At 36.9% G+C, this 25,104-nt stretch carries 26 protein-coding genes; 13 read left to right on the top strand and 13 right to left on the bottom strand.

From position 1 onward, the window contains the following. Nucleotides 1–6 precede the first annotated feature (6 nt). Nucleotides 7–558 carry an NADH-quinone oxidoreductase subunit A gene (gene ndhC, locus I7H67_RS08260; RefSeq protein WP_003653481.1) on the bottom strand — a complete coding sequence of 184 codons (552 nt, stop codon included), beginning with the start codon at nucleotides 556–558 and terminating at the stop codon, nucleotides 7–9. 423 nt (nucleotides 559–981) lie between these two features. Between ndhC and I7H67_RS08255 the strand changes: the two genes are divergently transcribed. Together I7H67_RS08255 and I7H67_RS08250 are read left to right on the top strand one after the other, a co-directional pair. Further along, nucleotides 982–2,400, top strand: a complete 1,419-nt coding sequence (locus tag I7H67_RS08255; RefSeq protein ID WP_005302972.1) for a diguanylate cyclase — start codon at nucleotides 982–984, stop codon at nucleotides 2,398–2,400. Nucleotides 2,401–2,491: 91 nt separating this feature from the next. After that, nucleotides 2,492–2,845, top strand: a complete 354-nt coding sequence (locus I7H67_RS08250; RefSeq protein WP_002120022.1) for a hypothetical protein — start codon at nucleotides 2,492–2,494, stop codon at nucleotides 2,843–2,845. A gap of 22 nt (nucleotides 2,846–2,867) precedes the next feature. Here I7H67_RS08250 and bfmS read toward each other — a convergent pair whose 3' ends face one another. Genes bfmS through I7H67_RS08235 form a run of 3 tightly spaced genes read right to left on the bottom strand, consistent with a single transcriptional unit; the run spans nucleotide 2,868 to nucleotide 5,445 of the window. After that, nucleotides 2,868–4,517: a sensor histidine kinase BfmS gene (gene bfmS, locus I7H67_RS08245; RefSeq protein ID WP_005302970.1), complete on the bottom strand. Its 1,650-nt coding sequence runs from the start codon at nucleotides 4,515–4,517 to the stop codon at nucleotides 2,868–2,870. A gap of 32 nt (nucleotides 4,518–4,549) precedes the next feature. Continuing rightward, nucleotides 4,550–5,266 carry a response regulator transcription factor BfmR gene (gene bfmR / locus I7H67_RS08240; protein WP_003653488.1) on the bottom strand — a complete coding sequence of 239 codons (717 nt, stop codon included), beginning with the start codon at nucleotides 5,264–5,266 and terminating at the stop codon, nucleotides 4,550–4,552. After that, nucleotides 5,263–5,445, bottom strand: coding sequence for a hypothetical protein (locus I7H67_RS08235; protein ID WP_034590939.1), 183 nt, complete (start codon nucleotides 5,443–5,445; stop codon nucleotides 5,263–5,265). The genes bfmR and I7H67_RS08235 overlap by 4 nt, the downstream gene beginning before the upstream one ends. Nucleotides 5,446–5,798: 353 nt before the next feature. Here I7H67_RS08235 and I7H67_RS08230 point away from each other — a divergent pair, with 353 nt between their 5' ends. The 3 genes from I7H67_RS08230 to I7H67_RS08220 all read left to right on the top strand — a co-directional run bounded on the left by I7H67_RS08230 (nucleotide 5,799) and on the right by I7H67_RS08220 (nucleotide 10,241). Next, nucleotides 5,799–8,630 (top strand): ribonucleoside-diphosphate reductase subunit alpha, encoded by a 2,832-nt coding sequence (locus I7H67_RS08230; protein ID WP_004794340.1) that lies wholly within the window; start codon nucleotides 5,799–5,801, stop codon nucleotides 8,628–8,630. A gap of 54 nt (nucleotides 8,631–8,684) precedes the next feature. Further along, a complete protein-coding gene (locus I7H67_RS08225) occupies nucleotides 8,685–8,819 on the top strand; it encodes a preprotein translocase subunit YajC (RefSeq protein ID WP_081399196.1) in 135 nt (44 codons plus the stop codon). A 138-nt stretch (nucleotides 8,820–8,957) separates the two neighbouring features. After that, complete coding sequence (locus tag I7H67_RS08220) at nucleotides 8,958–10,241, top strand: ribonucleotide-diphosphate reductase subunit beta (protein WP_005302967.1); 1,284 nt, start codon at nucleotides 8,958–8,960, stop codon at nucleotides 10,239–10,241. A 418-nt stretch (nucleotides 10,242–10,659) separates the two neighbouring features. Here I7H67_RS08220 and I7H67_RS08215 read toward each other — a convergent pair whose 3' ends face one another. Further along, the gene (locus tag I7H67_RS08215) at nucleotides 10,660–11,376 is read right to left on the bottom strand and encodes a sulfite exporter TauE/SafE family protein (protein WP_265091385.1); all 717 of its coding nucleotides are present in this window, start codon (nucleotides 11,374–11,376) and stop codon (nucleotides 10,660–10,662) included. Nucleotides 11,377–11,597: 221 nt separating this feature from the next. On the opposite strand from I7H67_RS08215, the gene I7H67_RS08210 reads away from it, so the two are divergent. From I7H67_RS08210 to I7H67_RS08195, 4 genes are read left to right on the top strand one after another with little or no spacing between them, the layout of a single operon-like run. Then, nucleotides 11,598–12,380 (top strand): iron-containing redox enzyme family protein, encoded by a 783-nt coding sequence (locus tag I7H67_RS08210; protein WP_198307564.1) that lies wholly within the window; start codon nucleotides 11,598–11,600, stop codon nucleotides 12,378–12,380. 26 nt (nucleotides 12,381–12,406) lie between these two features. Then, nucleotides 12,407–13,687 carry a pyridoxal phosphate-dependent aminotransferase gene (locus I7H67_RS08205; protein ID WP_198307563.1) on the top strand — a complete coding sequence of 427 codons (1,281 nt, stop codon included), beginning with the start codon at nucleotides 12,407–12,409 and terminating at the stop codon, nucleotides 13,685–13,687. Nucleotides 13,688–13,736: 49 nt separating this feature from the next. Beyond that, nucleotides 13,737–15,449 carry an FAD/NAD(P)-binding protein gene (locus tag I7H67_RS08200; RefSeq protein ID WP_198307562.1) on the top strand — a complete coding sequence of 571 codons (1,713 nt, stop codon included), beginning with the start codon at nucleotides 13,737–13,739 and terminating at the stop codon, nucleotides 15,447–15,449. 19 nt (nucleotides 15,450–15,468) lie between these two features. Next, the gene (locus I7H67_RS08195) at nucleotides 15,469–15,996 is read left to right on the top strand and encodes a cupin domain-containing protein (protein ID WP_198307561.1); all 528 of its coding nucleotides are present in this window, start codon (nucleotides 15,469–15,471) and stop codon (nucleotides 15,994–15,996) included. Between the two features lie 39 nt (nucleotides 15,997–16,035). On the opposite strand, the gene zapE is transcribed toward I7H67_RS08195, so the two are convergent. The 3 genes from zapE to I7H67_RS08180 all read right to left on the bottom strand — a co-directional run bounded on the left by zapE (nucleotide 16,036) and on the right by I7H67_RS08180 (nucleotide 19,222). After that, nucleotides 16,036–17,118, bottom strand: coding sequence for a cell division protein ZapE (zapE, locus tag I7H67_RS08190; protein WP_198307560.1), 1,083 nt, complete (start codon nucleotides 17,116–17,118; stop codon nucleotides 16,036–16,038). Continuing rightward, entirely contained in the window at nucleotides 17,111–18,010 is a 900-nt protein-coding gene (locus I7H67_RS08185) for an ArgP/LysG family DNA-binding transcriptional regulator (RefSeq protein ID WP_198307559.1), read from the bottom strand. Before I7H67_RS08185 ends, zapE begins: the two co-directional genes overlap by 8 nt. 318 nt (nucleotides 18,011–18,328) lie before the next feature. Continuing rightward, nucleotides 18,329–19,222: a PhzF family isomerase gene (locus I7H67_RS08180; protein ID WP_198307558.1), complete on the bottom strand. Its 894-nt coding sequence runs from the start codon at nucleotides 19,220–19,222 to the stop codon at nucleotides 18,329–18,331. A gap of 225 nt (nucleotides 19,223–19,447) precedes the next feature. On the opposite strand from I7H67_RS08180, the gene I7H67_RS08175 reads away from it, so the two are divergent. Then, a complete protein-coding gene (locus I7H67_RS08175) occupies nucleotides 19,448–20,311 on the top strand; it encodes a LysR family transcriptional regulator (RefSeq protein ID WP_198307557.1) in 864 nt (287 codons plus the stop codon). Between the two features lie 6 nt (nucleotides 20,312–20,317). Here I7H67_RS08175 and I7H67_RS08170 read toward each other — a convergent pair whose 3' ends face one another. The 4 genes from I7H67_RS08170 to I7H67_RS08155 all read right to left on the bottom strand — a co-directional run bounded on the left by I7H67_RS08170 (nucleotide 20,318) and on the right by I7H67_RS08155 (nucleotide 22,238). Beyond that, nucleotides 20,318–20,893: a hypothetical protein gene (locus tag I7H67_RS08170; protein ID WP_198307556.1), complete on the bottom strand. Its 576-nt coding sequence runs from the start codon at nucleotides 20,891–20,893 to the stop codon at nucleotides 20,318–20,320. A 12-nt stretch (nucleotides 20,894–20,905) separates the two neighbouring features. Continuing rightward, nucleotides 20,906–21,190: a hypothetical protein gene (locus I7H67_RS08165; protein WP_080026378.1), complete on the bottom strand. Its 285-nt coding sequence runs from the start codon at nucleotides 21,188–21,190 to the stop codon at nucleotides 20,906–20,908. 65 nt (nucleotides 21,191–21,255) lie between these two features. Beyond that, entirely contained in the window at nucleotides 21,256–21,567 is a 312-nt protein-coding gene (locus I7H67_RS08160; protein WP_198307555.1) for a hypothetical protein, read from the bottom strand. A gap of 71 nt (nucleotides 21,568–21,638) precedes the next feature. Then, complete coding sequence (locus tag I7H67_RS08155; protein WP_151989078.1) at nucleotides 21,639–22,238, bottom strand: TetR/AcrR family transcriptional regulator; 600 nt, start codon at nucleotides 22,236–22,238, stop codon at nucleotides 21,639–21,641. A gap of 121 nt (nucleotides 22,239–22,359) precedes the next feature. Here I7H67_RS08155 and I7H67_RS08150 point away from each other — a divergent pair, with 121 nt between their 5' ends. Further along, a complete protein-coding gene (locus I7H67_RS08150; RefSeq protein WP_002050365.1) occupies nucleotides 22,360–22,689 on the top strand; it encodes a darcynin family protein in 330 nt (109 codons plus the stop codon). Nucleotides 22,690–22,799: 110 nt separating this feature from the next. Here I7H67_RS08150 and I7H67_RS08145 read toward each other — a convergent pair whose 3' ends face one another. Continuing rightward, nucleotides 22,800–23,501 carry a hypothetical protein gene (locus I7H67_RS08145; protein ID WP_198307554.1) on the bottom strand — a complete coding sequence of 234 codons (702 nt, stop codon included), beginning with the start codon at nucleotides 23,499–23,501 and terminating at the stop codon, nucleotides 22,800–22,802. A 93-nt stretch (nucleotides 23,502–23,594) separates the two neighbouring features. Here I7H67_RS08145 and I7H67_RS08140 point away from each other — a divergent pair, with 93 nt between their 5' ends. Then, the gene (locus tag I7H67_RS08140) at nucleotides 23,595–24,281 is read left to right on the top strand and encodes a type IV secretion protein Rhs (RefSeq protein ID WP_198307553.1); all 687 of its coding nucleotides are present in this window, start codon (nucleotides 23,595–23,597) and stop codon (nucleotides 24,279–24,281) included. Between the two features lie 33 nt (nucleotides 24,282–24,314). Next, nucleotides 24,315–25,094: a hypothetical protein gene (locus I7H67_RS08135; protein ID WP_198307552.1), complete on the top strand. Its 780-nt coding sequence runs from the start codon at nucleotides 24,315–24,317 to the stop codon at nucleotides 25,092–25,094. Nucleotides 25,095–25,104: the final 10 nt, after the last annotated feature.

Below are 25,104 nucleotides of genomic sequence, written 5' to 3'. Positions count from 1 at the left end.
CCCGACTTACTCCTTTTCAGATGACAATGCAGGTGTAGTTTTTGACTTAACACGACCTGATGATTGAGCTGGAATCTGGCCTGTAGGGTCAGTTACGAGCTCTTCAATAGAGTTAAAGCGTGTAATTTCAGCAATGTTCATTGTTGGTGAACCGATTTTAATCGCCTCACCTGCTGATTTACGGCGATCTGCTGGTGACCAACTTAAAGCACCTACAGAGAAGGCATAAACAAGCGCAATCAATAAATCAACGACAAAGATCACGACAGTGGTATATCCCAACCACCCTACTTCACGCACAGAAGTAGACCATGCATAGAGGTAAAGTGCCTCTAAGTCGAAGACAACAAAGAAAATTGCAACTAAATAGAACTTTGCAGACAGGCGAATGCGAGCGCCACCAGCACTCACGACACCCGATTCAAACTGCTCTTGCTTAGCACGCCCCCACGATTTCCCCCCGAGGAGTAAGGGAACTGTGAGCATAAAGACGCAAAGAAATGTAACGCCGATCACGAAGGCGATAATCGCCCAGTCGTATGGAGTAATGGCACTCATGCGGGGATAACTCCTGGCAGGCCTATTATTTAACAAAGAATGTATGTATTGGCCTTCAAATACACCAAACACAAAATTAATCCCGCCAATTGTACCTGATTTCTAATTTCGCATGCTAGTTGAAGCGTCTTAGTCTTTCGGATGATTTTCTAAACAAAACTATTCTTCTATGGGTTGTAAGGGGGGTTTCACCGCACATAATCGGTTTATTTAATAGTTTTTTTGTTTATGATGATTTTTTTCATTTTTTAATTTTAGAATATTTACACAGTTCATCGACTATTAAGTTTTAATAACTTACTTTTTTATAATATTAGTTTGTTTTTTATTGTATTCAGCTTCTCCTCTGAATTATGATGAATGTTTAGTCATGCATAATATTTATTACTCTTGGATAAGAGTATTTATCATTAAGGGCAGCTGATGCCATACTCACTTCGTGAATTTTCATTTTTCTCCTCTTTAAAAATTTTTCTCCTGTTTAGCTTCATTATTGCAGTATGTTGTTTTATTGGCATCGCATCTCGTCCTTTAAGCTTTCTCGCATTCTTCTGGCCTGCTAACTCGGTTTTGCTTGGTTTACTCATTCGCTTTCCAAGCACACGTCGATTAAGCTCATTTTTAGGTGCTTATAGCGGCTATGTCGTTGCCGATCTGCTTCAGGGTACTCCATTTGCTCTTACACTCGTTTTAACAACGTCAAATTTTCTTTATGTTGTTACTACGTTTGCACTCTATATGTTTTTTAATCAGCATATTAAAGCGGCCTACCGAGGTTATTCTTACCTTTTTTTATTTGCTTTATGCGGAGTAGGAAGCGTAGCAGGCGCATTGTTTGCAGCAACTTTCGTACCCATGTTTAATACTAAATTTATGCTAGGTGGTTTGTGGGATGAATTTGGTTACTGGTTCACTTCAGAATTGCAAAATGCTTTGCTTCTTTTACCGATCATATTGAACCTACCTCAATATAGTCAGGTAAAACATTATTTTTCAAGAAATCGCGGCTTACAAGTAACCGACCTTTTACCTTTCGGGGCTGTCCTCATTTCTATTGCAGCCAGTTATTATGATTCTGGTCCCGGTTCGCTACTCTACCCAATTGCTGCACTGATTTGGTGTGCAATTCGCTACAAACCTATTGTTGTTGCACTCATTACAAGTCTTACGAGTGCCTACATTATTTATCATGTTTCTGGACATTATCTTTTACTCTATCCGAATGACTATTTCAGCAATACGATTTCAATTCGTATTGGGTTAATCATGATGACGATTGCCCCTCTTACGGTTTCCAGTATTAGCGTTTTACACTCAGAATTAATTCAAAAACTTCAACACGCGATTGCGCATGACGAGTTAACCTCAAGTCTCACTCGACGCCAATTTTTGCAGTCGGTCAGACTACTTCAAGAAAAAGTGCACAAGGAAAATAAAACCTCAGCCTTTTTTATGCTGGATGTAGACCATTTCAAACAAGTTAACGACAACTACGGCCATCAAATAGGCGACCGTGCCCTACAAACCTGTGTTACCACTATTCAAAATATTTTGCATCCTCATGATTTATTAGGACGATTTGGCGGTGAAGAATTTGCAATTTTCATTGCAGATACCACAAAAGAGAGTGCGTTTGACCTTGCAGAGCAAATACGAATTAAAATTAGTCAGCAACCGATTTATATTTATGGGAAATTACCAATTTTCATACAAGTCAGTATTGGTATAAGTTTATATTCCCCTTCATCCCATAGAGCGATTGAAAATTTATTTAAAGAAGCAGATGACGCTTTATATCAAGCAAAACGCCAAGGGCGTAATCGGGTCTTTATATCTTTATAGGTTTTCATTTAATCATCTAGTGTAATGAATTTTATACAATAACCTGTGTTTTGCCATGTATGCTAATAACAGATAATAAGGAGAAAAATGCATGACTCTAGAATATACGCACAAACCAAACTACTACTTGTTTGCGCAGTTACTTGTGCGACATATAGAAAGCTATATTCACAAACATCCAGATGCGAACAATGCAATTTTTGACTTGCGAGATGTCTACGAAATATTTAGACAGGATTTTGCGTCAACGACAACAAACCTAGAAGGTATTTTGCATATTGCAGATGAATATAAAATAGAAACGCTTAATGGAGATCAACCTCTTATTCAAAAATACCAGATTGATGCAAAAAACAATTCATTACTGATCGACTTTAATTCCGATGCGTTAACCAGCTTAAGAAGCGGAAAACCCATTTTGGAACCAGATGCAACTCAATTATAAGTAATGCAATAAAAAAGCACCTTTATGAAGGTGCTTTTTTATTGGTTTTCAAAGGAGGTTGTTTAAAGCGTTTTGCAGGCCATGTCATGATAAAGCGAGCTCCACCTAAGGTAGGACTTTCATCTACTTTAATCTCACCACCGAACCAGTAAGCAATACGACTTACAATTGACAACCCTAAACCATAACCACCCGACGCACGCGTACGGCTGTCATCTAAACGGGCAAAGGCTTCAAATACTCTTTGACGATCTTGCTCAGGAATTCCGGCGCCATCATCTTCAACACAAACAAAGGCCATGCCATCGCTGTGAACACCACCTGTAATGCGAACTTTGTTATCACAATAACGAACAGCGTTACCTACCAAGTTTTGAACCACTCGATGTAAATAACGGCGCTCCGCATCTACTTTCAAATAAACAGGAGGAGCAACAAGCTCAATTTCTTTTTGCGTTTTTAAAGCTTCAGTTTCTACCGCAACCTGATCCAACACATCAAAGAGCGCAATTTCAGCAAAATCTAATGAAGGTGTACCCTGCTCTAGTTTTGCATAAGTCATGATTTCATCAATTAAGGTATTGAGCGCCTCAATATCTTTATCAATCATATCGACCTGATGCATACGATGATTGTAGTCGTCTTCCTCTGCCAACATCTCTGTACCAAAGCGTATACGAGCAACCGGCGTTCTAAGCTCATGAGATACAGCTCTCATCAATTCACGCTGAGCCTCAATTAAACGCTGAATATGATCAGACATATTGTTATAACTTGATGCCAAGTTTGCCATTTCATCACTTCCCTCAATAGGAACACGCAATGACAGATCACCGGACTTCATGCGGTTTAATGCATAACGTACTTGGCGAATTTTACGCTCTAACGGCAAAATAAGACCATAAACACCTAAACTCAGTAAGAATAGGCTAAATAAGGTAATTCCGGCAGAAAGCTGTAAAGGCATCCAGTTAAACATTGGAACCGGTCCAAGAACCAGAACTCGTGTAGGCTGATTTGGTATTGGAGATACGATTGAAATGGTTGTTCCGCGCATTGTTGCACTATCTTTGTACAACATGACACTTTGGTCTTGGCGTAAACGACCAATTTGTTCAGAGTCTAGATTAATATCTTGAATATTGTAGATATTAATTGGATATGAAAAATGTTTTTGAATCTTGGCAAGATATTCTTGTTCTTGCCCCGGATAAAACATTAGATAATCAAGTACAAAAATAGGGAGAGCCTTCATTTGGCGCTCACTAATTTTGTCTACTTTTATCGATAAAAAGTGCTGAGGATCGTCACGTAAACCAATAATGATATACGCGATACTATTACTAGCATCGTAACGGACAACAGACTTTTGAGCTTCGATCCGTTTTTTCTCAGTACGAGATAACTCGACCTTGCTCGCATCAGTGTAATAAATTGGAAGTTCCAATAAATCTGATGCATCTGAAACCCAGTCTATTTTCTGTTGCTTCCCCGGTTGTCGAGCGACTCCCTCACTAATGACATAGGAAATACCATCAGTTAAAGATTCACGGTATTCTTGAGCACGCTGATAATTGATAATTTGTACAAGCAAATAACCAAAAACGGCAACCAAAACAACAAGAATTACCAGTCCCGCATAGATTCGCAGGAATATGCTGTGTTTAAACACTCGACCAACCTTATAGGAAGTTTATTCAGATCTTATAACCCATTGGTTTCTTTAACGAACAAGTAACCTTTACTACGCACTGTTTTAATACGTTTTGGATTTTCAGGATCATCACCAATTTTTGGACGAATACGTGAGATACGGACATCGATTGAACGGTCCTGACCATCGTATTCAATACCGCGTAAACGTTCGAAGATATCTTCACGCGATAAGATACGACCAGCATTTGATGCAAGCAACCATAATAGGTCATATTCTGCGCTAGTGAAATCAACAAGCTCACCATGCAGTGTTACAGAACGGCCGCCATTATCAATTACAAGGTCATCAAATTCGATACGCTGTGCAACTTCGTCTTCTACAGTTTTATCTGTGCGACGTAATAGTGCACGAATACGCGCTAATAGCACACGTGGTTGAACTGGTTTAGCAACATAGTCGTCTGCACCCATTTCTAGACCAAGTACCTGATCCATATCTTCTGTACGTGCAGTCAACATCAAAATCGGTTGATGATAATGTGGACGAACTTCACGGCAAACAGTTAAGCCATCGGCACCCGGCAACATGACATCCAAGACCACTAGGTCTGGTTGTTCACTAATAATACGACGAATTGCACGGTTACCATCAGTTTCTACACCAACTTCCAAGCCGTTGCGGATTAAATACTCTTGAGTTAATCGTGCTAAACGCTCGTCATCTTCAACGATCAGAATCTTTGGTAACTTTTCTTCTTGGCTCATATCATTGCCCCTATAAATCTCATTACATGCATCTTAAAAATCTTGCAGATACATTCGTTTATCATTTGCAATATACACACGTTTACATTGTAAACAAGTAGGCGTTCACCAAACTGATACATGACAACCGTCTTTTGTTGCATTTTATTAACCTTTGAATTTTCTCGTGTTTTTAACATTTAGTTATTGTTATGAAATTTCATATTCTATTCATATTTCCAATGTATGAATATTAAACAAATTATTTCTTCCCCTACATTAATTGTATTTAAGTGCTTGTTTTTTGAGTTATCCACAAAGTTATCTATAAGCGTTTTTTAATAGCTTTGCTATGCTATCTCCCATCAAATCATACAGATAAAAAATTACTAAAAAGTCAAGATTGATCTGCTATGAAAAATCCCGTATCTTGTGTTCAAAATAAACTTTAACTACTAAGTCTTGTGTTTATCCCTCAAACATCGTGGCATACTTTTTGCTCGGTTCAAACGGTCTATAAACATAACAAAAGTGACAATGGAGCTATGCTGGCATGAGCGTAATTACTTCGACTCCCGGTCAAATTCAGGTGATCAAACGCACTGGAGATGTTGCTGCATTTGATGCAGAGAAAATTTCTGTTGCGATTGGTAAAGCTTTTCTTGCTGTGGAAGGTCAACAGAGTTCGGATTCAAGCCGTATTCACGACCGTATTACCCAACTGACGGAAATGGTATTAAATACTTTCACTCGTCGTTTACCATCAGGCGGTACGATCCATATTGAAGAAATTCAAGATCAGGTTGAACTTGCTTTAATGCGTACCGGAGAACAGAAAGTTGCCCGCGCTTACGTGATTTACCGCGAACAACGTACTACTGCTCGTCAGCAAACGAACTCAAACCACCATCCTACGTTACAAGTTACCGATGCTAACGGTCAGCTTCAGCCACTTGATTTAAGTGCATTACAAGCAACTGTAGCGAAAGCAGCTGAAGGTTTGGAAGGTATTGACGTTCAGGCTATTGTTGATGAAACCGTTAAGAACTTATATAACGGCGTAAAAGAAAGTGATATTGCCACTACAATGATGATGGCAACACGTACTCGTATTGAACAAGAACCAAACTATACTTACGTAACTGCACGTTTGCTTTCTAGTGAATTAGTGAGCACAGGTTTAGCGTTCTTAGGCTTACCTACAGATACTCCTGAAAACAATGCACTTGAAGCCTTTTTGAAAAAAGGTGTAGAGCTTGACTTGCTTTCACCAGATTTACTTGATTTCGATTTAGAGAAATTGGCAGCAGCAATTCAACCAGAACGCTCGAATCAATTTACCTACTTAGGTTTACAGACTTTATTTGACCGTTACTTTATTCACTCAAATGGCGTTCGCTTCGAATTACCACAATTATTCTTTATGCGTGTGTCGATGGGTCTTGCGTTAAATGAGCAAGATAAAGAAGAACGTGCAATCGAGTTCTATAACTTATTGTCTAGCTTCGACTACATGGCGTCTACGCCTACCCTGTTTAACTCAGGTACATTACGTCCACAGCTTTCTAGTTGTTACTTAACAACAATTGGCGATGACCTTTACGACATTTATGGCGCAATGCGTGACAACGCTATGCTTTCTAAATGGGCTGGTGGTTTAGGGAATGACTGGACACCTGTACGTGCATTGAACTCTTACATTAAGGGTACAAACGGTAAGTCTCAGGGTGTGGTTCCATTCTTGAAAGTTGCGAACGATACAGCTGTTGCAGTAAACCAAGGTGGTAAGCGTAAAGGTGCCGTGTGTGCATACTTAGAAACTTGGCACTTAGACATCGAAGAGTTTTTAGAACTTCGTAAAAACACTGGTGATGACCGTCGCCGTACACACGACATGAACACTGCAAACTGGGTTCCAGACTTGTTTATGCAACGTGTATTTGAAGATGGCGAATGGACACTATTTACCCCTTCTGAAACTCCAGACTTGCACGACTTAACTGGTGCTGAATTTGCTGAGCGTTATGCTTACTATGAGTCTGTAGCGAAAGAAACCAACATGCTACACAAGAAAGTACGTGCTAAAGACTTATGGCGCAAAATGCTTTCTATGTTGTTCGAAACTGGTCACCCGTGGATTACGTTCAAAGATGTATGTAACTTACGTTCACCACAACAACATGTTGGTGTAGTTCACTCATCTAACTTATGTACTGAAATTACCTTGAATACAAATCAAGACGAAATCGCAGTATGTAACTTGGGCTCAATCAACCTTGTACAACACGTTCAAGGTGGTGTGTTAGACCGTGAGAAGTTAGCTCGTACAATTAAAACAGCAGTACGCATGCTCGATAACGTTATCGACATTAACTACTACGCTGTACCACAAGCGAAAAACTCGAACTTGAAACACCGCCCAGTGGGTATGGGTATCATGGGCTTCCAAGATGCTCTATATGAAATGAACATCGCTTACGGTTCAGACGCTGCTATTGATTTTGCTGATGAATCAATGGAAGTGATTAGCTACTACGCGATTGAAACTTCAAGCAACTTAGCTGTTGAACGTGGTTCTTACTCAACATTCAAAGGTTCATTGTGGGATCAAGGTATCCTTCCAATCGACTCTTTAGAAATTGTTGCAAAATCTCGTCCAGAACGCATGTTCGAAGTTGACCGTACTCAACGTTTAGACTGGGACACTTTACGTGCCAAAGTTCAAAAAGACGGTATGCGTAACTCAAACGTGATGGCGATTGCTCCTACTGCAACCATCTCTAACATTTGTGGTGTTTCTCAGTCTATTGAGCCAACATTCCAGAACTTATATGTGAAATCTAACCTGTCTGGTGAGTTCACTGTTATTAACCCTTACCTTGTTCGTGCATTGAAAGACCGTGGTCTTTGGGACACAGTAATGGTTAACGACCTTAAACACTTTGAAGGTTCAGTACAAAAAATTGCTCGTATTCCTGAAGAATTAAAAGCAATCTTTGCTACTGCGTTTGAAGTAGATACACGTTGGATCGTTGATGCTGCATCACGCCGTCAAAAGTGGATTGATCAAGCTCAGTCTCTTAACCTTTACATCTCTGGTGCAAATGGTAAGAAACTTGACATCACTTACAAGATGGCATGGTTACGTGGTCTTAAGACGACTTATTACCTCCGAGCTTTAGGCGCAACTTCTGCTGAAAAATCTACAATCAACACAGGTGCTTTAAACGCAGTTAAACCTGCGACTGTTGAAGCAGCGGCAGTTGCTGCCCCTGTTGTAGAAGCGAAAAAACCAGAAGCTGTTGAAGAAGATGGTTTTACTCAAGCAGCTCCAGTTCCAATGGCTTGTTCAATCGACAACCCAGATTGTGAAGCTTGCCAATAACATTCAATAAAATTGCTCTTTTTCACTAAAGAGCAATTTTAAGAGGTAAAGATTATGCTTTTTCATCTCAGCCATAACTATATGCTTGGTGTTGGAGTTTTAATCTTTGCCTTTCTTTTCTTTTATATACCGCTGATTTACGCATTTTTCACAATACGTAAGCAACAGCGTAAGCAAAATAAGTTGTAGTGAGTAGAGACCAGAGGCCCAAAATTTGGTCATGCATCAATAAAACTTAATTTTGTTTACACATTAAAAGCGTATAGTAGGGACATCTTCGTTTAAGAGATGTCAAATATAGATATACACAACGAAGAGAGAACAAAAATGTCTATCCTTAGTTGGGACGATTTTGAAGATGATTCGCAAAAACCGGCTGCACCTGAACACAAGTCTGCGCCCATCCAACCGGAAAAAACGTCTGATTCGCAGAATGTATCTGCTGCGCAGTCATCATCGCAGAGCGTGGCAGCTCCACAATCCGCTGGAACCCATTCCGTGCGACCAACAGTTGCCTCCGATACGGTGGCTAGAGCCTCTGCAGCCTTAGAACACTTAGACGTTGCCCCTGGCCTTGAAGAGCTAGAAATGGGCGCGCAACGTGTTCAAGTTGACGACAAAGCAATGATTAACTGTCGTGCAGACTTGAACCAGCTTGTTCCATTTAAATATGAGTGGGCTTGGCAGAAGTATCTTGACGGGTGTGCAAACCACTGGATGCCGCAAGAAGTAAACATGAACCTAGACATCGCGCTTTGGAAGTCTGAAAACGGCTTAACTGAAGATGAGCGTACGATTGTTATGCGTTCTTTAGGTTTCTTCTCGACTGCGGACTCTTTGGTTGCAAACAACTTAGTATTGGCAATTTACCGCCACATTACTAACCCTGAATGCCGTCAGTACATTTTGCGTCAAGCATTTGAAGAAGCAATTCACACTCACGCTTACCAATACTGTATCGAATCTTTAGGTATGGATGAAGGCGAAGTCTTCAACATGTACCGTGAAGTTCCATCTGTTGCGCGTAAAGCAGCGTGGGGATTGAAATATACTCAATCTTTAACTGACCCTAATTTCCACACAGGCACACCTGAAAACGACCAGCGTTTACTTCGTAACCTGATTGCATTCTACTGTGTTCTTGAAGGGATCTTCTTCTACTGTGGCTTTACTCAAATTTTGAGTATGGGTCGTCGTAACAAGATGAACGGTGTTGCTGAGCAATTCCAATACATCTTGCGTGATGAGTCTATGCACTTGAACTTTGGTATCGACATGATTAACCAAATCAAGATTGAGAACCCTCACCTTTGGAGCGCTGAGTTCCAACAAGAAGTGGTTCAAATGATTGTTGAAGGCACAATGCTTGAAATCGAATATGCGCGTGACACAATGCCACGTGGTGTATTGGGTATGAACGCAAGCATGATGGAAGAATATTTGAAATTCATCTGTAACCGCCGTTTATCTCAGTTAGGTTTACCAGAGCAATTTGCTGGTGTAACGAATCCATTTGCGTGGATGTCTGAGATGATGGACTTACGTAAAGAGAAGAACTTCTTTGAAACTCGCGTAACTGACTACCAAACTGGTGGTGCGTTAAGCTGGTAAGTTTAAGCATCTGCTAAATAAAAAACCGCTATCTATAGCGGTTTTTTTATTGGCTATCCCCTGCCGTATCTCACGCACATCACGTTCAGGTATGTATCAATCTTTAGCAATCTTGCTAAATTGACTACCCCTATACTTATCTCTTGTGACTTTTTCACTTAAATTAATTTTAAATGAGCTTAATGCAATATTTACTGCGTCTATAGTTAGTTTTGTCAGAACCCACTATCACGCCATTAAAACCAATTATAACTGGGTATTTATTAATTGGTTTTATTTCCCTATAGGCATCAAGGTATTAATTAATATTTCCTACAAAGCAATATATTTATCTTACCCTTCGTTATTAAAACAAATAGAATAAAATTAAAATTATTAATATCTAAATCAATTATCTTAAGTACTACTAATAATAAATCTATATTATTAAAGCGTATTTAACAATAATCGAGATTCCAGATAGCAGTACAATGACATTAATAATCTTCAAGAATTGTTGTTTAGACAATTTGAGTGTAATTCGCTTGCCAATGAATGCACCTATCAACATGGATGGAATAAACAGAAGCGCAAGTGAAAATAAGTTATCCGAAAAGTACACACCCGCTGTAGTAAATAGAATGACTCGAAAAACCGTACTACACCCAATTAATGTAGTTTGAGTGACACGGATTTTTTCTGGGGTTTCGATTCGTCCATTGAGGTAAATCGCATATAAAAACCCACCACTACCAAACATTGCTCCTAAGAAACCACCAGATAACCCAAAAGGGAAAACAAATTTTTTCTCTAGTTTTTTCTGTGGCTTAAAGCCACTTAATGAGTAAATAGCATATAAAAGAGTAAATATGCCAAATGCTAGAAGTGCGTAACTTGCATTCACTCTCATCAGTAGTATAAAGCCAAGAAAACTACCGACAAACATAAGTGGGATTAGAAATTTTAATTCAGAAAAGTCTGCCTTCTTACCATCTTTAATGACATTCGAAATGGCAGCGAACATATCTAGTAAGGCTAAAAGTGGAATAATTTGAGAGAGAGGTAAAAAGTTAAGTAATACAGGGCTCGCAATTAACGCAGTTCCAAAACCCACCATTCCAAAAATAATATAAGAAAAAACTATTGTTATCAACATTATCGAAAGTTGCAGCACTGAAAAATATTCTAAAAGATACATTTAAAATTCCATTTTTGATTTTTAACCAAGTCAAACTACACGAAAATATAAATCATCACATAAATATTAGATAATTTTATCAAACATTAAAATATTTAATACTCATTTTTTTTGATTATTTCTTTGTTATAAAAATTTCGCTGTAAAAATAATTTTTATTATAAAAGGATAATTCAAGAATGAACTCTAAAGTAATCATCAATGGAAATGTTGATTGTAAAGGAACTATCAGTGCTGAGTTAGATGAATTCATTACTAAAATGGATGATCATGAAATTTTCCAAAACAATTATTTCAAGCATTTAACTTCTACGTCTTGGACGCCAGAATCATATATCTTATTTCGTGACAACTTCTTCTATCGTACAGAGCTGACAGTAAAAGGGATTGCTCATGTATGTTCACGATCTGCTTTTGAAAATGATATGGACACCCTAGTCTTATTCACCCACATCTTAAGTGAAGAAACAGGTATGGGTGAAAAGGCCAAGTGCCATGAAATCTTTATGGAGAATGCACTCAATGTATTTGGCGCTACAGAATACAATCTTCCAGAGATGAAGGTTCAGCAAGCTAAGAATAGTGATCGAATCATCGCAGAGACATTACAGTATCGAGATACTATCCAAGGTTTGATTACAGGCAGTTATCCTCGCATGTTGGGGGCAGTCATGGCCCTAGAAAACCATGCTGATAAGATGCTTACCGTATTCCGCGAAGCATTCCGATTCAATAACAAAAACCTTGATCCAAATGAATTCATTAAGAAAGTTGAGGTCTATTTTAACGCCCATATCGAAAATGGTGTCGAAGATCGTCATGCTCAAGATGCTAAACAGTGTGTCCATAATAACTGTAATAACCAAGAAGACCTTGATGAGATTAAGTTTGGTGCAAATGAAACATTGAAAGCCCAGCTTAAGATGTGGAATGCAATGTTTAATCAAGCTGTATCACTTTAATTAAAAACGGATTTTGAGATCTAATAATGCAAAACTTAGGTATTTCACAAGCAGCCTTGAATTTACGTGAATCAATTACACACGGAACTAAGGCGAAAATTTTAGAATTAAATCAAAAATCTAATGCAGATGATCAGGTCATTGATTTAAGTATTGGTACATTGGATGAAAAGACTAATAGCGGCATTGATAATGCAGTTAAGAGTTATATCTCGAATAATGCTGCAATTATCCATGAGTTTGCCCCAGTTAAAGGCTTTCCTTTCTTACGAAAGTCTATTGCTGAGCGTGTGAAGCGTTTACGAGACATCAGCTTCAACCCAGATACTGAAATCATGGTGACTCCTGGAGGTATTAAGGGCGCTATCACCGTCGTATTCCATACACTTCTAAATCCAGACGATGAGGTTATTTACCCAGTACCAAACTGGCCCCATTACGCAGACATGATTGAATTACACTTAGGTAAAGCTAAACCAATCTATGTCAAAGACTTTTATAACCAAGCGATTGATGTAGTTGAATTAGAAAAGACCATTACAGATAAGACCAAAATTATCATTCTTGGTGACTGTCTAAACCCTTCTGGCAAAATTTATACTCGTGATGACTTAGAGTCGATTTCGAAAGTGATTTTAACTACCAATGCCGAACGTTTATCAAAAGGTCTAAGTCCAATCTATGTGCTTTTTGATTGTCCGTATGAATCACATATTTTGAATACTAAGCCTGCAAACATTTCAAATATTACGCAGCAGTTTAAGGCCCAGACACACTCTATGTGGGACTACACCATTTATATCACTGGTCCCGGTAAAACCTATGGAATGCACGGCGACCGATCTGGATATATTTGTGCTTCGGATAAACTGATTAAAGTTATGGAAAAAGTACAGGTGAATTTAAACTCATTTGCTTCGACTTATGCCCAAATTGCGACACATGAAGCAATGCAAGAATACATGGATGACGTTGCAAAGAAACGTGCGGTAGTTGCCAGACAGAACATGCAGACATTCATTGAAGACTTGAAAAGCTGCACTGGTTTAGAAGTGACTGAGCCTGAAGGTGGATTTTTCTTATTCTTGGACTTGTCAAAGTATGGCGACAAAATCCAAAAGCTAGGATTTGATTCAGCCGATCAATATCTTTTGGAAACAGCAAAAGTTGCTTCTATTGGAGGCATGCATTTTGGTGAAAACATCGATAGCCTCCGACATTACATTCGCATGAATTGTGGACGTGATCCAGTGACTCTAAAGGCAGCCGCAGCACGTATTAAAGAAGCCCTTCAGAAATTGAACTAACTCATATTATTCAGGAAGTTAATTTTTAACTTCCTGAATTTACATTTTTATGGACGATATTACTTTGAAAAAGTTCTGTATCATTGGAATGGGATTCTCAGGTACGTGTACCTTCATCAGCTTTGTAAAAAAATTACTAAATCAAGAGATTAATCATAAGTCATGCTCTATTACTCTTGTTGAAATGCGTGAATCTCTTGGACATGGGAATCCATACGACAAAGACGAATTATTGGCTGGTCATTTGTGTAATAACCCTGCCCATTCAATGTCGCTTTGGGATAACGACTTTGTGGATTGGATGGCAGAAAATAAAAACCATCTGATGACTCATTACCCCCACCTAGTTTATAAGAAATCTTTGGCTGGTGAATCGCAAGTCTTCCCCGATCCTAACGCTTTTTACCCTAGAGCTTTGTTTGGTATCTATCTGAATGATAGATTCAAAAAATACCTAGAATTAGCCAAATTAAATCGTATAAAAGTTGAAGTTTACAATGGCTATGAAGCTATCGATGGCTACGAGGCTAAAGGCGGTTATAATTTAGTTATTAAGAATCAAAACTTAAATCGAACAATTGAATTAAAAGGGTTTTCTAAGCTGTTGCTGACTATCGGGCACTGGACTGCAAGTCGTTTAGACTCTGAACAGAGTTTATTCGTAAAACCCTACCCTTTTCAAAAAGTCTTAATGAGACTTAATGACATTATTAGACAAGATCATAAGCCAAATGTTCTTGTTCGCGGTATGGGCCCTAGTGGTGTTGATACCGTCATCACTCTATTTAGCGAAGGATCGTTTGCAACTGAAAACGGAGCCTTCTCAAGCTATCAGAAGGCCGTGACAGATGAAAACTTCAAAGCCTATGTTGTTAGTCGTTCGGGATACTTTCCAGCGGTACGAGGCAATAAGCCTAACTATGACTTTAAGTATTTCACTCATGAATCTTTCCCTGAGTTGCAGCAGCACTTAAATCAGGTTTTATCACTAGATGATATTCTTCATCTGCTTGACCTTGAGCTTAAAAATGCAACGAATGGTGAAGTGTCATTCAATGATTTGTGTAACTTGAAATTTGCAAATGCTTATGAAAAGTTGAAATATGATCTGGAGCACCAAGAGCTTAATGACTTAATTAATATGATCATTCTCAAAGTACGAAGAATGAAGTTTTACCGTTATTTAAGTAGTCATGATAAAAAACGCTACGACCAAGAGTTTGATCATTTATTCATTCGTCTTGCCGTACCAATCCCACTGGAAAATGCACAAAAGCTGAAATGCCTCTTTGAAGCTGGTCTACTCCAATCAATTAAGCTTGGCTATAACAGCAAACCTCTAAAGATAATGGATAGCCGTGTACAGCTCACTGATCATCTGGGGTATTCATTTGATTTTGATCTTGTAGTGAATACGATCAGTCAAGACTTTGATATCTATAGGCATCCTTCAGTATTGGTTAAATCATTGTTAGAGCAAAAGAATATTGTCCCGAATATGGAAGATGAATATAACACTGGGGGATTGATGCTGGATGGTTTCGAGACCTACAAACTCATGGAAAACCGTAGAGGATCCATAAAGCCCTCGGAGTATTTTTACTCTTTTGGTGTGCTTACCCGATACTGGCAGAATGAACGTAACTTTTCCAAAGCAATTGTTGATGCAGCTGATTCTGTCTCGACTGATTGGGTTGAATTGCTTCAAAAGCATCTCAGTGAACCAATATTTACTCCAGAACAACTTTATAAAATTAGTTAATCGGACTAGGAAATGATCAATGGAAATGCATCAGTTTTGTTATGACCGTGATATTAGGATAGTGCTATGCAATTTAAAAGATAGCCTGTTTCCATTTCATAGGCATACTCATATCCCCGATCTTGTGTACTGCTCAAAAGGTGCTATTCAGGTTGAGTTACCAGATTTGAAGCAGAAATATATTGTTAATCAGGGTGACTTTTTTCAAATTCCACCAAATGTTAGACACAGATTTGCAAATAAAGATATTGAGGTTGAAAGCCGCTATATCATTCTTCAAATTGGAGAATTTAGTATTGAATTTTTTAAAAATATTGAAGAAATAGAACCCCTACTTGCCAATATCGAACCTAAAACTCGACTGAGTTCAGATATTTTTATTAAAGACTATAACGCTGACATTCAATATATTATTGAAGACTTTCAAAACAATAGAAAAAAGGAAATTAGTACCGAGGAACAAGCAGACATTATTCAAGCATTAGAAGTATTTTTGCAGAATGGGTATAAGTCAAAATTTCCAGATAAATCGTACTTTTTTGCTTAATCCCACTGCGTGTTAGTCATGCAAAGCATAGTCATATATTCAAGCAAGCTCTTGAAGTTCCTTGTTATAACTTATGCTTTGCATTTCCTGTAATCGTGAATAAGTTCTTTGAAATTCAAATTTAAGTCTCTCACCTTTATATAACTGATTTAATGGCTGTGAGGCAACAAAGTAGAGTTTGATTTTTTGATCATAAAGCTCATCAATCAAATAAATAAAACGTCTCACGGTATCATAAATTCTATCTGTTAAATCACCAATTCCACTGATAAGCACATAGTCATATTGCGTTGCTATCTCAATATAATCAGCTGGGCTTCTGGCTTCTCGGCAAATGGCTTCAAAGTCGAACCAAATCACGTTCTTATGACAAGATTTAACATCTACTGATCTATGATTAATTATGATGCTCGTCTTGAGTTCTTTCTGGTTATTGGTAAGTTGCTGGTAAACCGAATGAAGCCATTGTTCTGATTCTTCATTTAATGGAAATCTATAGAAATCATCATTGGAGTTGCTTTCTTTTATGGTTCTATAATCTAGTTGATTACCGATCTTCAAAACTGTGCAATTCTTATTGATATGATCTATGGTCTCTAAAAATCTATCGCGATTTAAGCCATCTTTATAAAGATCTTTAGGATCAATATTCGAGGTAGCAACCAATATCACTTTCTTTGAAAATAGTAGATTAAATAGATTTGAAAGTATCATTGCGTCGGCAACATTTGAAACAAAAAACTCATCGAAGCAAATCAGTTTATACTTGCTTGCGATGTCATTAGCGATCAGTTTTAAAGGATCTTTATTTCCACTATAGCCAATAAGTTGTTTATGAACATCTTTTAGGAAATGATGAAAATGCACTCTCATTTTCTTTTTAAAATTAAGAGAGTTATAGAATAAGTCCATAATCCATGTCTTACCTGTTCCTACACTCCCCCACATATATAGACCTTTAATCTGGGGACTAAAGAAATGATTAGACTGGGTTTCAAGTTTATTCCAAATCTCATCTAATGTTTCAATAGCTTGTCGCTGAGATGGATCTGCAAGAACAACACCATTATCAATCATGGAATTGTATATCTCGATTGGACTTTGACCCTCATGCTTAAGCATCTTCATTCCCTACGGTAGCCAAGATTGTTGTTGAGTGCTTAATAATAATATCATTCATTATTAAAACTGCTGGAGAAAGATAAGAAAGCTGATGCCAGTATAATGGAATCTTAATTCTATATTCTTTTGAAATTTCCTTTATGCCCTGTTTCGATAAATCCTGATTTATCTTGCATATAGGCATTATTCCGTAGCCCATATCACAGGCAAGTCCAGAAATATAAGAGTCAGTCGAAGGAATAATATGAAAGGGAATCATTGTTTTTTTTAGTCCGAAGTTAGATTCTAAAAAATCGAAATATATTCTTTCATTTTCATTAAATAAAACTAAAGGAGCTAAACGAAGACTCTCTCTATTAATTCCATTTTTAAACCATTTATTAATAAAATTCTCTGAGGCAACCAGACAATAAACCATATTACCTAAATGTACACTTGTACACCCTCTAATTATCTCAGACTCGGAAGTAATGCAGGCCTGAACTTCTCCTCTTTTTAAGAGTTCGAAGGTATTACAAAGCGTATCAATCTTTACATCTATTGTAATAGCCTCAGAAAGACAGTACTTGGCTAATATAGGGAAAAGCAATGACTCAAATGTACCTATACTCGCAGCAATGGGTAATGGTTTAAATTTATTGTTGATGACCGATTTTAAAAAAACATTCTCTAATAAAGATGCTCGCTGAAGATAAGCAAATAACTCAGCTCCAAATGGTGTTGGTTTACATGGTCTTTCTCTAACTAATAATACATTCCCTAATCGCTCCTCTAATAATCGAACTCTTTGAGAAATTGCTGATTGAGATACACATAATTTTTTACCAGCTTTTTCGAAACTTCCTGTTTCAACAACGGCCGAAAAGGCGTCGCATTTAATTTTGTCTAGCATTTTTAAATGTTATCTATATTAATTAAAATTATATTTCTTAATCATAGTAATGGGTATGGCAATACGAAATACTACAATTGTATTACTTCTGCTAAATAATCATTATTTATTTTAGTTAAATGAGTATCACACCTGCAATTAATTAGAAAAACTAATAAAACCATAATTAAATTCAATATTAATTAAAATGCAGCAACAGACTACTAAACTGGTGGTGCGTTAAGCTGGTAGGTTTAAGTATTACTTTTTAAAGTAACTCAAAGCCATAAAAAATGACCTCTTCATTACTTGCAAGAAGGCATAATTTCTTGAATATAATCAATCTTTTCCAGAGTACAAAACTGAACCAACTAAAACGGCTTGGCCTGCAATGCTAACATGTAATATTGAATCTGTTTTCTCAACTGTTACTAGAACTCGCCCCGGTTTTTTTATTGCGAGACCTTGATATCCCCAATAAGTTACTTTCTGGTCACATTCGATTAAATCGTGATGAACAAGGTACGCTCCTGCTGGACCATTTGCATTACCAGTTACAGGATCTTCATTAATACCGATCGCGGGTGCGAACATTCGACCATAAGTAATAGGTTCTTGCTTACTACCTTCCAAGACAAATGAGAAAAAGCCATTGCAGCCTATTTCAGCACTAATAGCTTTCAATTTTTCATTGTTCGGAGTTAATCCATCAAGTGTACTTCTACTCAGCATGGGCACCATCACCTTGGAATGCCCCGTCGTGACAACTTGTATTGGCAAGTCAGCAAAATCACTTTCACTCATACCCAGTGCGCTTGCAAGTTCACTCCGTTGACTTGCATTAAAAGGTGGTAAAAACTCTACGCGACCTTGATTCATTTTCACCAATAACGCTTCTGGACTTCCAAATATTGAAACAGGTAAATGACCTGCCCCTGTTTTTGCGATTAATGGATAGTCCGATTGGTGGCCTGTAGTTGCTCGTAAAAAATGAGTAGCGATCGTCGCATGTCCACAGATCGGGACTTCATTTGTAGGGGTAAAATATCGAACATGTATGTCATGGCTTTGATCTTTAGGTGACAAAACAAAGGCAGTTTCTGAATACCCTGCGAATGCAGCAATATCTTGCATCTCTTGAGTTGTAAGATGGTCAGCTTCTAGAACAACCCCTGCTCGATTTCCTGTATTTGGTTTAGTGGTAAACGCATCAACCACATAAATGGTCGTCATGGCAGAACTCCTCTGTTGTTAATATTGTGATCTCAGAAATAGCTCCTGCCATAACCAGAAAATCTTATTTAATTGCAGTAAGACATATCACCTCTCTAAAAAGTTTATAGTCGTCTCATATAATGATTTTTTGAGGCCTTATAGTGATTGTTTGAATTGTATAAATCTAAACATCGGGGATACTATAGTTTTTATTGCAAACACATTTTCTAAATATGGAAAGGTATGAACTGGGACGATACTAAAATTTTGTTAGCTATTGGGCGAACTGGCGGGTTGAGCCGCAGTGCAAAATTGCTTGGTATTAGTGTTTCTACCGTACATCGCAGAGCCGTTCAACTGGAGAAAAGCCTCAATGCGGTTCTTTTTTCCCGAGACAATGATGGCTATACACTCACCCACGTTGGAAAACATTTTTTTGCTTTGGCTGAAAAAGCTGAAGAGCATTTAATAGCGATGGAACGTTACAATGATCAAGGTCAACAATCATTGTTCCGCATTGCTTTACCTGAGTTAATTGGGCAGCAGTTGCTTCAATCAAAGCTAACAGCGTTGCAATTGAAGCATCCAGATTTACAATTAGAAATCTCAACGAGTGTCGTTCCTGTTGATTTTTCCCGACGGGAAGCTGACATTATTCTTCGACTTGTTCGCCCAGAAAGCGGGCGTTACATTATTCGACGCCTTGGCCAACTAGAATATGGTCTTTATTGTAGTAAAGATTATTTTGCCAGTTTCACAGAGCATGCTGAAACGGCTGATGATTTACTGAATCATCGTATAATCGGTTGGGACAGAAGCCTTCAATATACGTTCTTAGCACAATGGATGTGTGAACTCACCCAAGATGCAGCCCCTGCTTTGTCTTTTGATAACATGTACTCGCAACTACGAGCAGTCATTGAAGGACAAGGAATTACAGCTCTGCCTTGTTTTGTTGCACAGGCTTCTGGTTTAGCACCCATACTACCTAAGCAAACTTTAAAACAAGATGTGTGGCTAATGCGTCATTTAGATACGAAGGATAGTGACTATTCAACGTTGATTAGCGAAACAATTGAAAAAGAACTACAAGAATATCTGTTGTGATAAGAATTAGCTTTTATTCTGATATTTAAAAGCTTTTAAAAGTAATATTAAAACGACCACCACTAGCCAGATTAAAATTAAATATCTCATCAATAAGGTGGGGAACATAACCCAATTCCACCAAGAAGCAATTTTTTCTTCACTTGTTGAAAAATTAATTACACTACCTTTTTCATCTTCAAAGCGAACACTACTAGCTACAATTTTGTTACCATCAAGAAATATTGAAGGATAAGGGAAAAAACTTCCTTCTAATTTAAGCAATTTTCTAGGTCTATATAATTCACAGAATGAACCATTCTCATTTTTAAAATATGCACAATTAATTAAAAATTTTTTATTTCTCCTTTTTATTATCAGTGATGTCATACGCCCATGTTTAATTTGAAATTCAGGTTCATAAACAACAAAACCCTCTTTTTTAGGAGTGAAAACTATACTTGGGTTAAGAGCACAAAGTAGTACGATCAGAAAAAAACTTAAGGTAAGGACAAGAACAAAATTTTTATAAACATACGAATATAATGAAAAAAATGGATCAACCACCTCAGCAGAGATCCACATTTTAAGTTCATAAATCACATCTATCCCCCACTATAAAACAACAATAAAGAACATCACAGATAAAAGAATCCCTATTAAAAGTGGCATAAAATTAGCTATATACTTATTTTCCTTAAAAACTTTGCTAAATATAAAAATGAGAAAACAAATTAAATATGAAACGTTATAATTAAAAGAAGATAAATCATCAAAGTAATTTATTCCTTTACTTCTTTTAGCAAGGAGATAAAACATAAAAATAGAGTAACCTACTAAACCTAAAAAAAGCGAAGTAAATGCACTTACCTCTGCTTTACTCATAATTTCATCTTTCATAAATTCCCCAAAAACATAAATTCCACTTTATATTAAAATTAATAACAACCAACTTCTTAATTTAATTATAAAACAATAGTAAAAAAGCCAGAGGCCAATAAAATACCTGTACTAAAAGTACCGACACATACAAGAAAATTTACAATCCATATTTTTTCTTGTTTTACATACTTTTTTACTTGTCTTTCTAAGATAAATAGCAAAAAAACTAGAAAGTAAACTACAAAACTATTAACTGAGTATAAATCATCAAAGTAATTTACTCCTTTACTTCTTTTAGCAAGTAGATAAAACATAAAAATAGAGTACCCCGTCAAACCTAAGAAAATTGAGGTAAATGCCCTTACATCTCCTTTACTCATAATTTCATCTTTCATAAATTCCCCAATAAAAAATATAATTATTTAATAAAATAAAAAAAGCTATTTTATAGCAAAATTAATAATCTTTAATATAGATTCAAATAACCAAATACAGCCTTTTCAACTCGCTGCTGTAAATCATTTAAATCACTTTCCCCGGCGATGCCTGCCGCGTTAATCATTCCCTTGCTTAAAGCAATTACATCTTGTGCAGCTGTTTGCGCATGTGAAATACCTGAGCGTATAAACAGATCAGAAATTATGGTTTCAAGTTCATGTTCAAGCTCATTTTCCTCAGTGTCTTTACCAATGATTTCAGAAGCAAACTCTAGAGTTCGTGCCAACTGCGAACGGCTCAATTGATGTTGCACCGCAGCGTGTATGATGAGTTTTAATTTTTCTTTTAGGTCTGCGGCGTCATTTTGCTGAATGGCTTCAACGATACAACTTGAGAGTTTAATACGCTCACGTCGAATTAACTCAACTATTAAAGCATCTTTAGATGGAAAGTATTGATATAGGCTACCAATGCTTACGCCAGCAAGTTCAGCCACGGCATTTGTGTTAAATCCAGCAAAACCTAACGACTCTAAAATGCGAGCAGCCGCCTCTAAAATAGCTTCAAAGGTAGCCACTGAGCGTGCTTGACGTGGGCGTTTACGTGGGTCTGGAAGTGTTTCTGACATGAGCCGAAATGCGAGTATTTAATGTGAGTAATCACTCATATACTGACTGAGTCATATTGATATGACAAGCAAATACTGTCTTTTCAGTTGAACTACAACTCGGCTCAGTCATGGAGTGGTTATGTCTAGAACCTATACTTTTTTTATTCATTTAAGAGCTTTGCCTGCTTGGTTGGCTTTAGCTCGTGAAAAGCGAGCTGAGTTTAGTGCACAGAAACTTGAACCTATTTTTGAGAAGTACCCGACTGTAAAAGTTCGGTGGTATGACGTTGAAGCATTTAGCACTAAAGCCAGTGATATTGCTGTGTTTGAGACGACATCTCTACAAGATTATTATTTTGTGATTGATGCGATTCGAGACTCTGAATTTTGTACAGTGCCCTACTTTGAGTTTGTAGAGATTATTCCTGCAATTGAAGATGGATATGTGGAGTATGAAAGTTCTTTATAAAATACGTGTAACTTTTTATCAAATCAGTGATGCTTTAAGCGAGTAATTTTATGGCTATGCCTAAGGTAATAACCATCGTAAAATCTAGCTTTATTTCGATTTTTTTATATCTATTTAATATAGCTATTCTTTTTAAAAACTTGTTGAAAACTTAAAGGAATATTTTGTGTATTAGGAATATGCCCAAAGAAATGCTCATCTTTTGTTTGAAAAAAGATATCAAAGCTTTGACTCATAAATGGATCGACTTCACTTTGTTTTTGATAAATTGGTGTAAGCCTATTGATATAATAATTGATCCAATCAACTTGATTTGAAAAATAAGAATAATCTCTGAGATCAGAATAGAGCCTCTTCAAATTATCTGCAATCAAGTCTACATTTGGGTGAAACAACCAAATAATAATCTCCATGGGAGAAACTTTTTTCAGTGTATGCTGAGATGTTTTATCAAATCTTTCAATTTTATATAATTGCGCGCCAGATTGACTATAACTAGTGCAAAGTAGTTTTCCATTATGAACTTGATCAAGGTCTTGACCTAATTCTAAGGTACGTATTCTCTTAGAAATATCTAGACATTCAGGTAAAGTTATTAATTTAGATTTTGCTATATTTTTAAATATATCAACTGATTGATGAACCACTCTTGATTCGCCAGTACCAGTAATAATACCTTGCTCCCAAGCGTATAACTTCGAGTAATGTGTAGTAGAAAGCTCCACATCTAAGGTTTCATTTACAGTTACTCTTTTATTGTCAACTGCAACAATAATGCTATCGTTTAATTGAATAGCTAAGATGAAAGTCATATTTTACGTAAAATAACGAGACATTTGATATACATTTATTTTAGGCTATATCAGTGCAAAATTCTGAATATTTTTATAAAATTGAGGTTATTAATGGCTGGTGGTTCTCAAATCATTATTAATAAAGATGGTATTACCCTGATTACACCAGGAAAATTTGAGCCGAAAGCTGGACAACACCTTTTTAAAAGTGGTGAAAAGGCTAATTTTTCTTTGCCAGAAATCCCTAATGTTCAATCTCCTTTTAGTAATAAATTAGATGTTTATAATCTATTTAAGGAAACATCTAATATTAAATATTCTGTTTTACATTCAAATGGACAAGTAAAAACTGGCTTCCTTGACCAGTATGGTAGGACTGGACGCATCAGATCTCATGAACACGAAAAAGTTAAAGTTCTGATTGGTGGCGATGAATGGCACTATTATATTAGCCGTTTTGGTGGAACTATTGAGGATAATACTTATATTAAATTCCTAGATTTTATAGGAGATCCTATACCAAATTTAGAATTTAACTTAAGCAATGATAATAATAAAACTCTTATGGAATGTAGAACAAATAATGATGGTGAAGCCGTATTTGTATGTCCTAAAGATGACTTTCCAATCCTATCCGTTAAAAGTTTAATTACCAATGAATTTAAACCAATACTAAGAATAGAAAATAACTTAGTAAGAGAGATAATTTTAGTAAGCCCTAAAATTTTGAAAGAAATCGATTTATTACAAGAAACAGATGAGAAAGGCGATTATTTAAGAAGTAACTATCATAAATAATTGAATATTCAAAAAGTATTGCGAGTGATAAAGATGGCAAATGAACAGAAAGATTTACAACAGAAAGTAAACCAAAATGGTAGGCCGGTTTCAGTGTTTACTAGAGAACATCTCGAAACAGCTGCTAATGTAGCCTCAGAATCTTCAGATATATTAGGTTATTTAAAAGATGGAACTTCTGTTGTAGATAATTACAATTTTAGATGGGGTCTTATCCACTCAAAAAATACGCCTTTGTTTAGTAAAGAAAGGTTAGAAAAAGCTAGGGAATTCCGGTTTTATAAAGAAAATCCTCAGACAGGACGAATTTTTAAAGGTAATCAGCATACAAAAGTATTCGATACTAAAAAATTCGGAACCAAGATTGATAAATTAGGGTCAAAAGCAGGTAATTTTGGAGATGGAGTAGAGTTAGCATTAGCTATTGTCGATAGAAACCCTGAAGCCCTTGCAACAAAATCTTCTACATTAGTGCTATCTAAAGCTGGAGAAAAAACGGGTGAAGTAGCTGGACTTGCTGCTGCTGGAAAATGTGCAAAAGTAGCAATAAAACGGTTAGATCCTAGAAAAGCTACAGTTGTTGGTCTCACCTGTGCTGGTGCAGCCATAGGTGTGAAATACTTGTTAAAAGAGAAAGGAGATGAGTTAGGAAATACGGTTGGAAAAACAAAGACTGCTATAGAGGCAGCTCAAGGCGTTCTCGATGCAGTAGACATATTGGATCAAGTAGAGACAAAAGCGGCTGAGAGAGAGAGACAAGAGGCTATAAAAAAAGATCCAATGGTAGAATGGCATATAGTTGGAGCAGATTAATTTCACAGAG

This window comes from Acinetobacter sp. ACIN00229 (assembly GCF_016106645.1).
In the GTDB taxonomy this organism is placed as follows: Bacteria; Pseudomonadota; Gammaproteobacteria; order Pseudomonadales; family Moraxellaceae; genus Acinetobacter; species Acinetobacter oleivorans.
The sequence above is the reverse complement of the archived record's forward strand: the minus strand, read 5'-3'. Positions and strand labels throughout refer to the sequence as shown.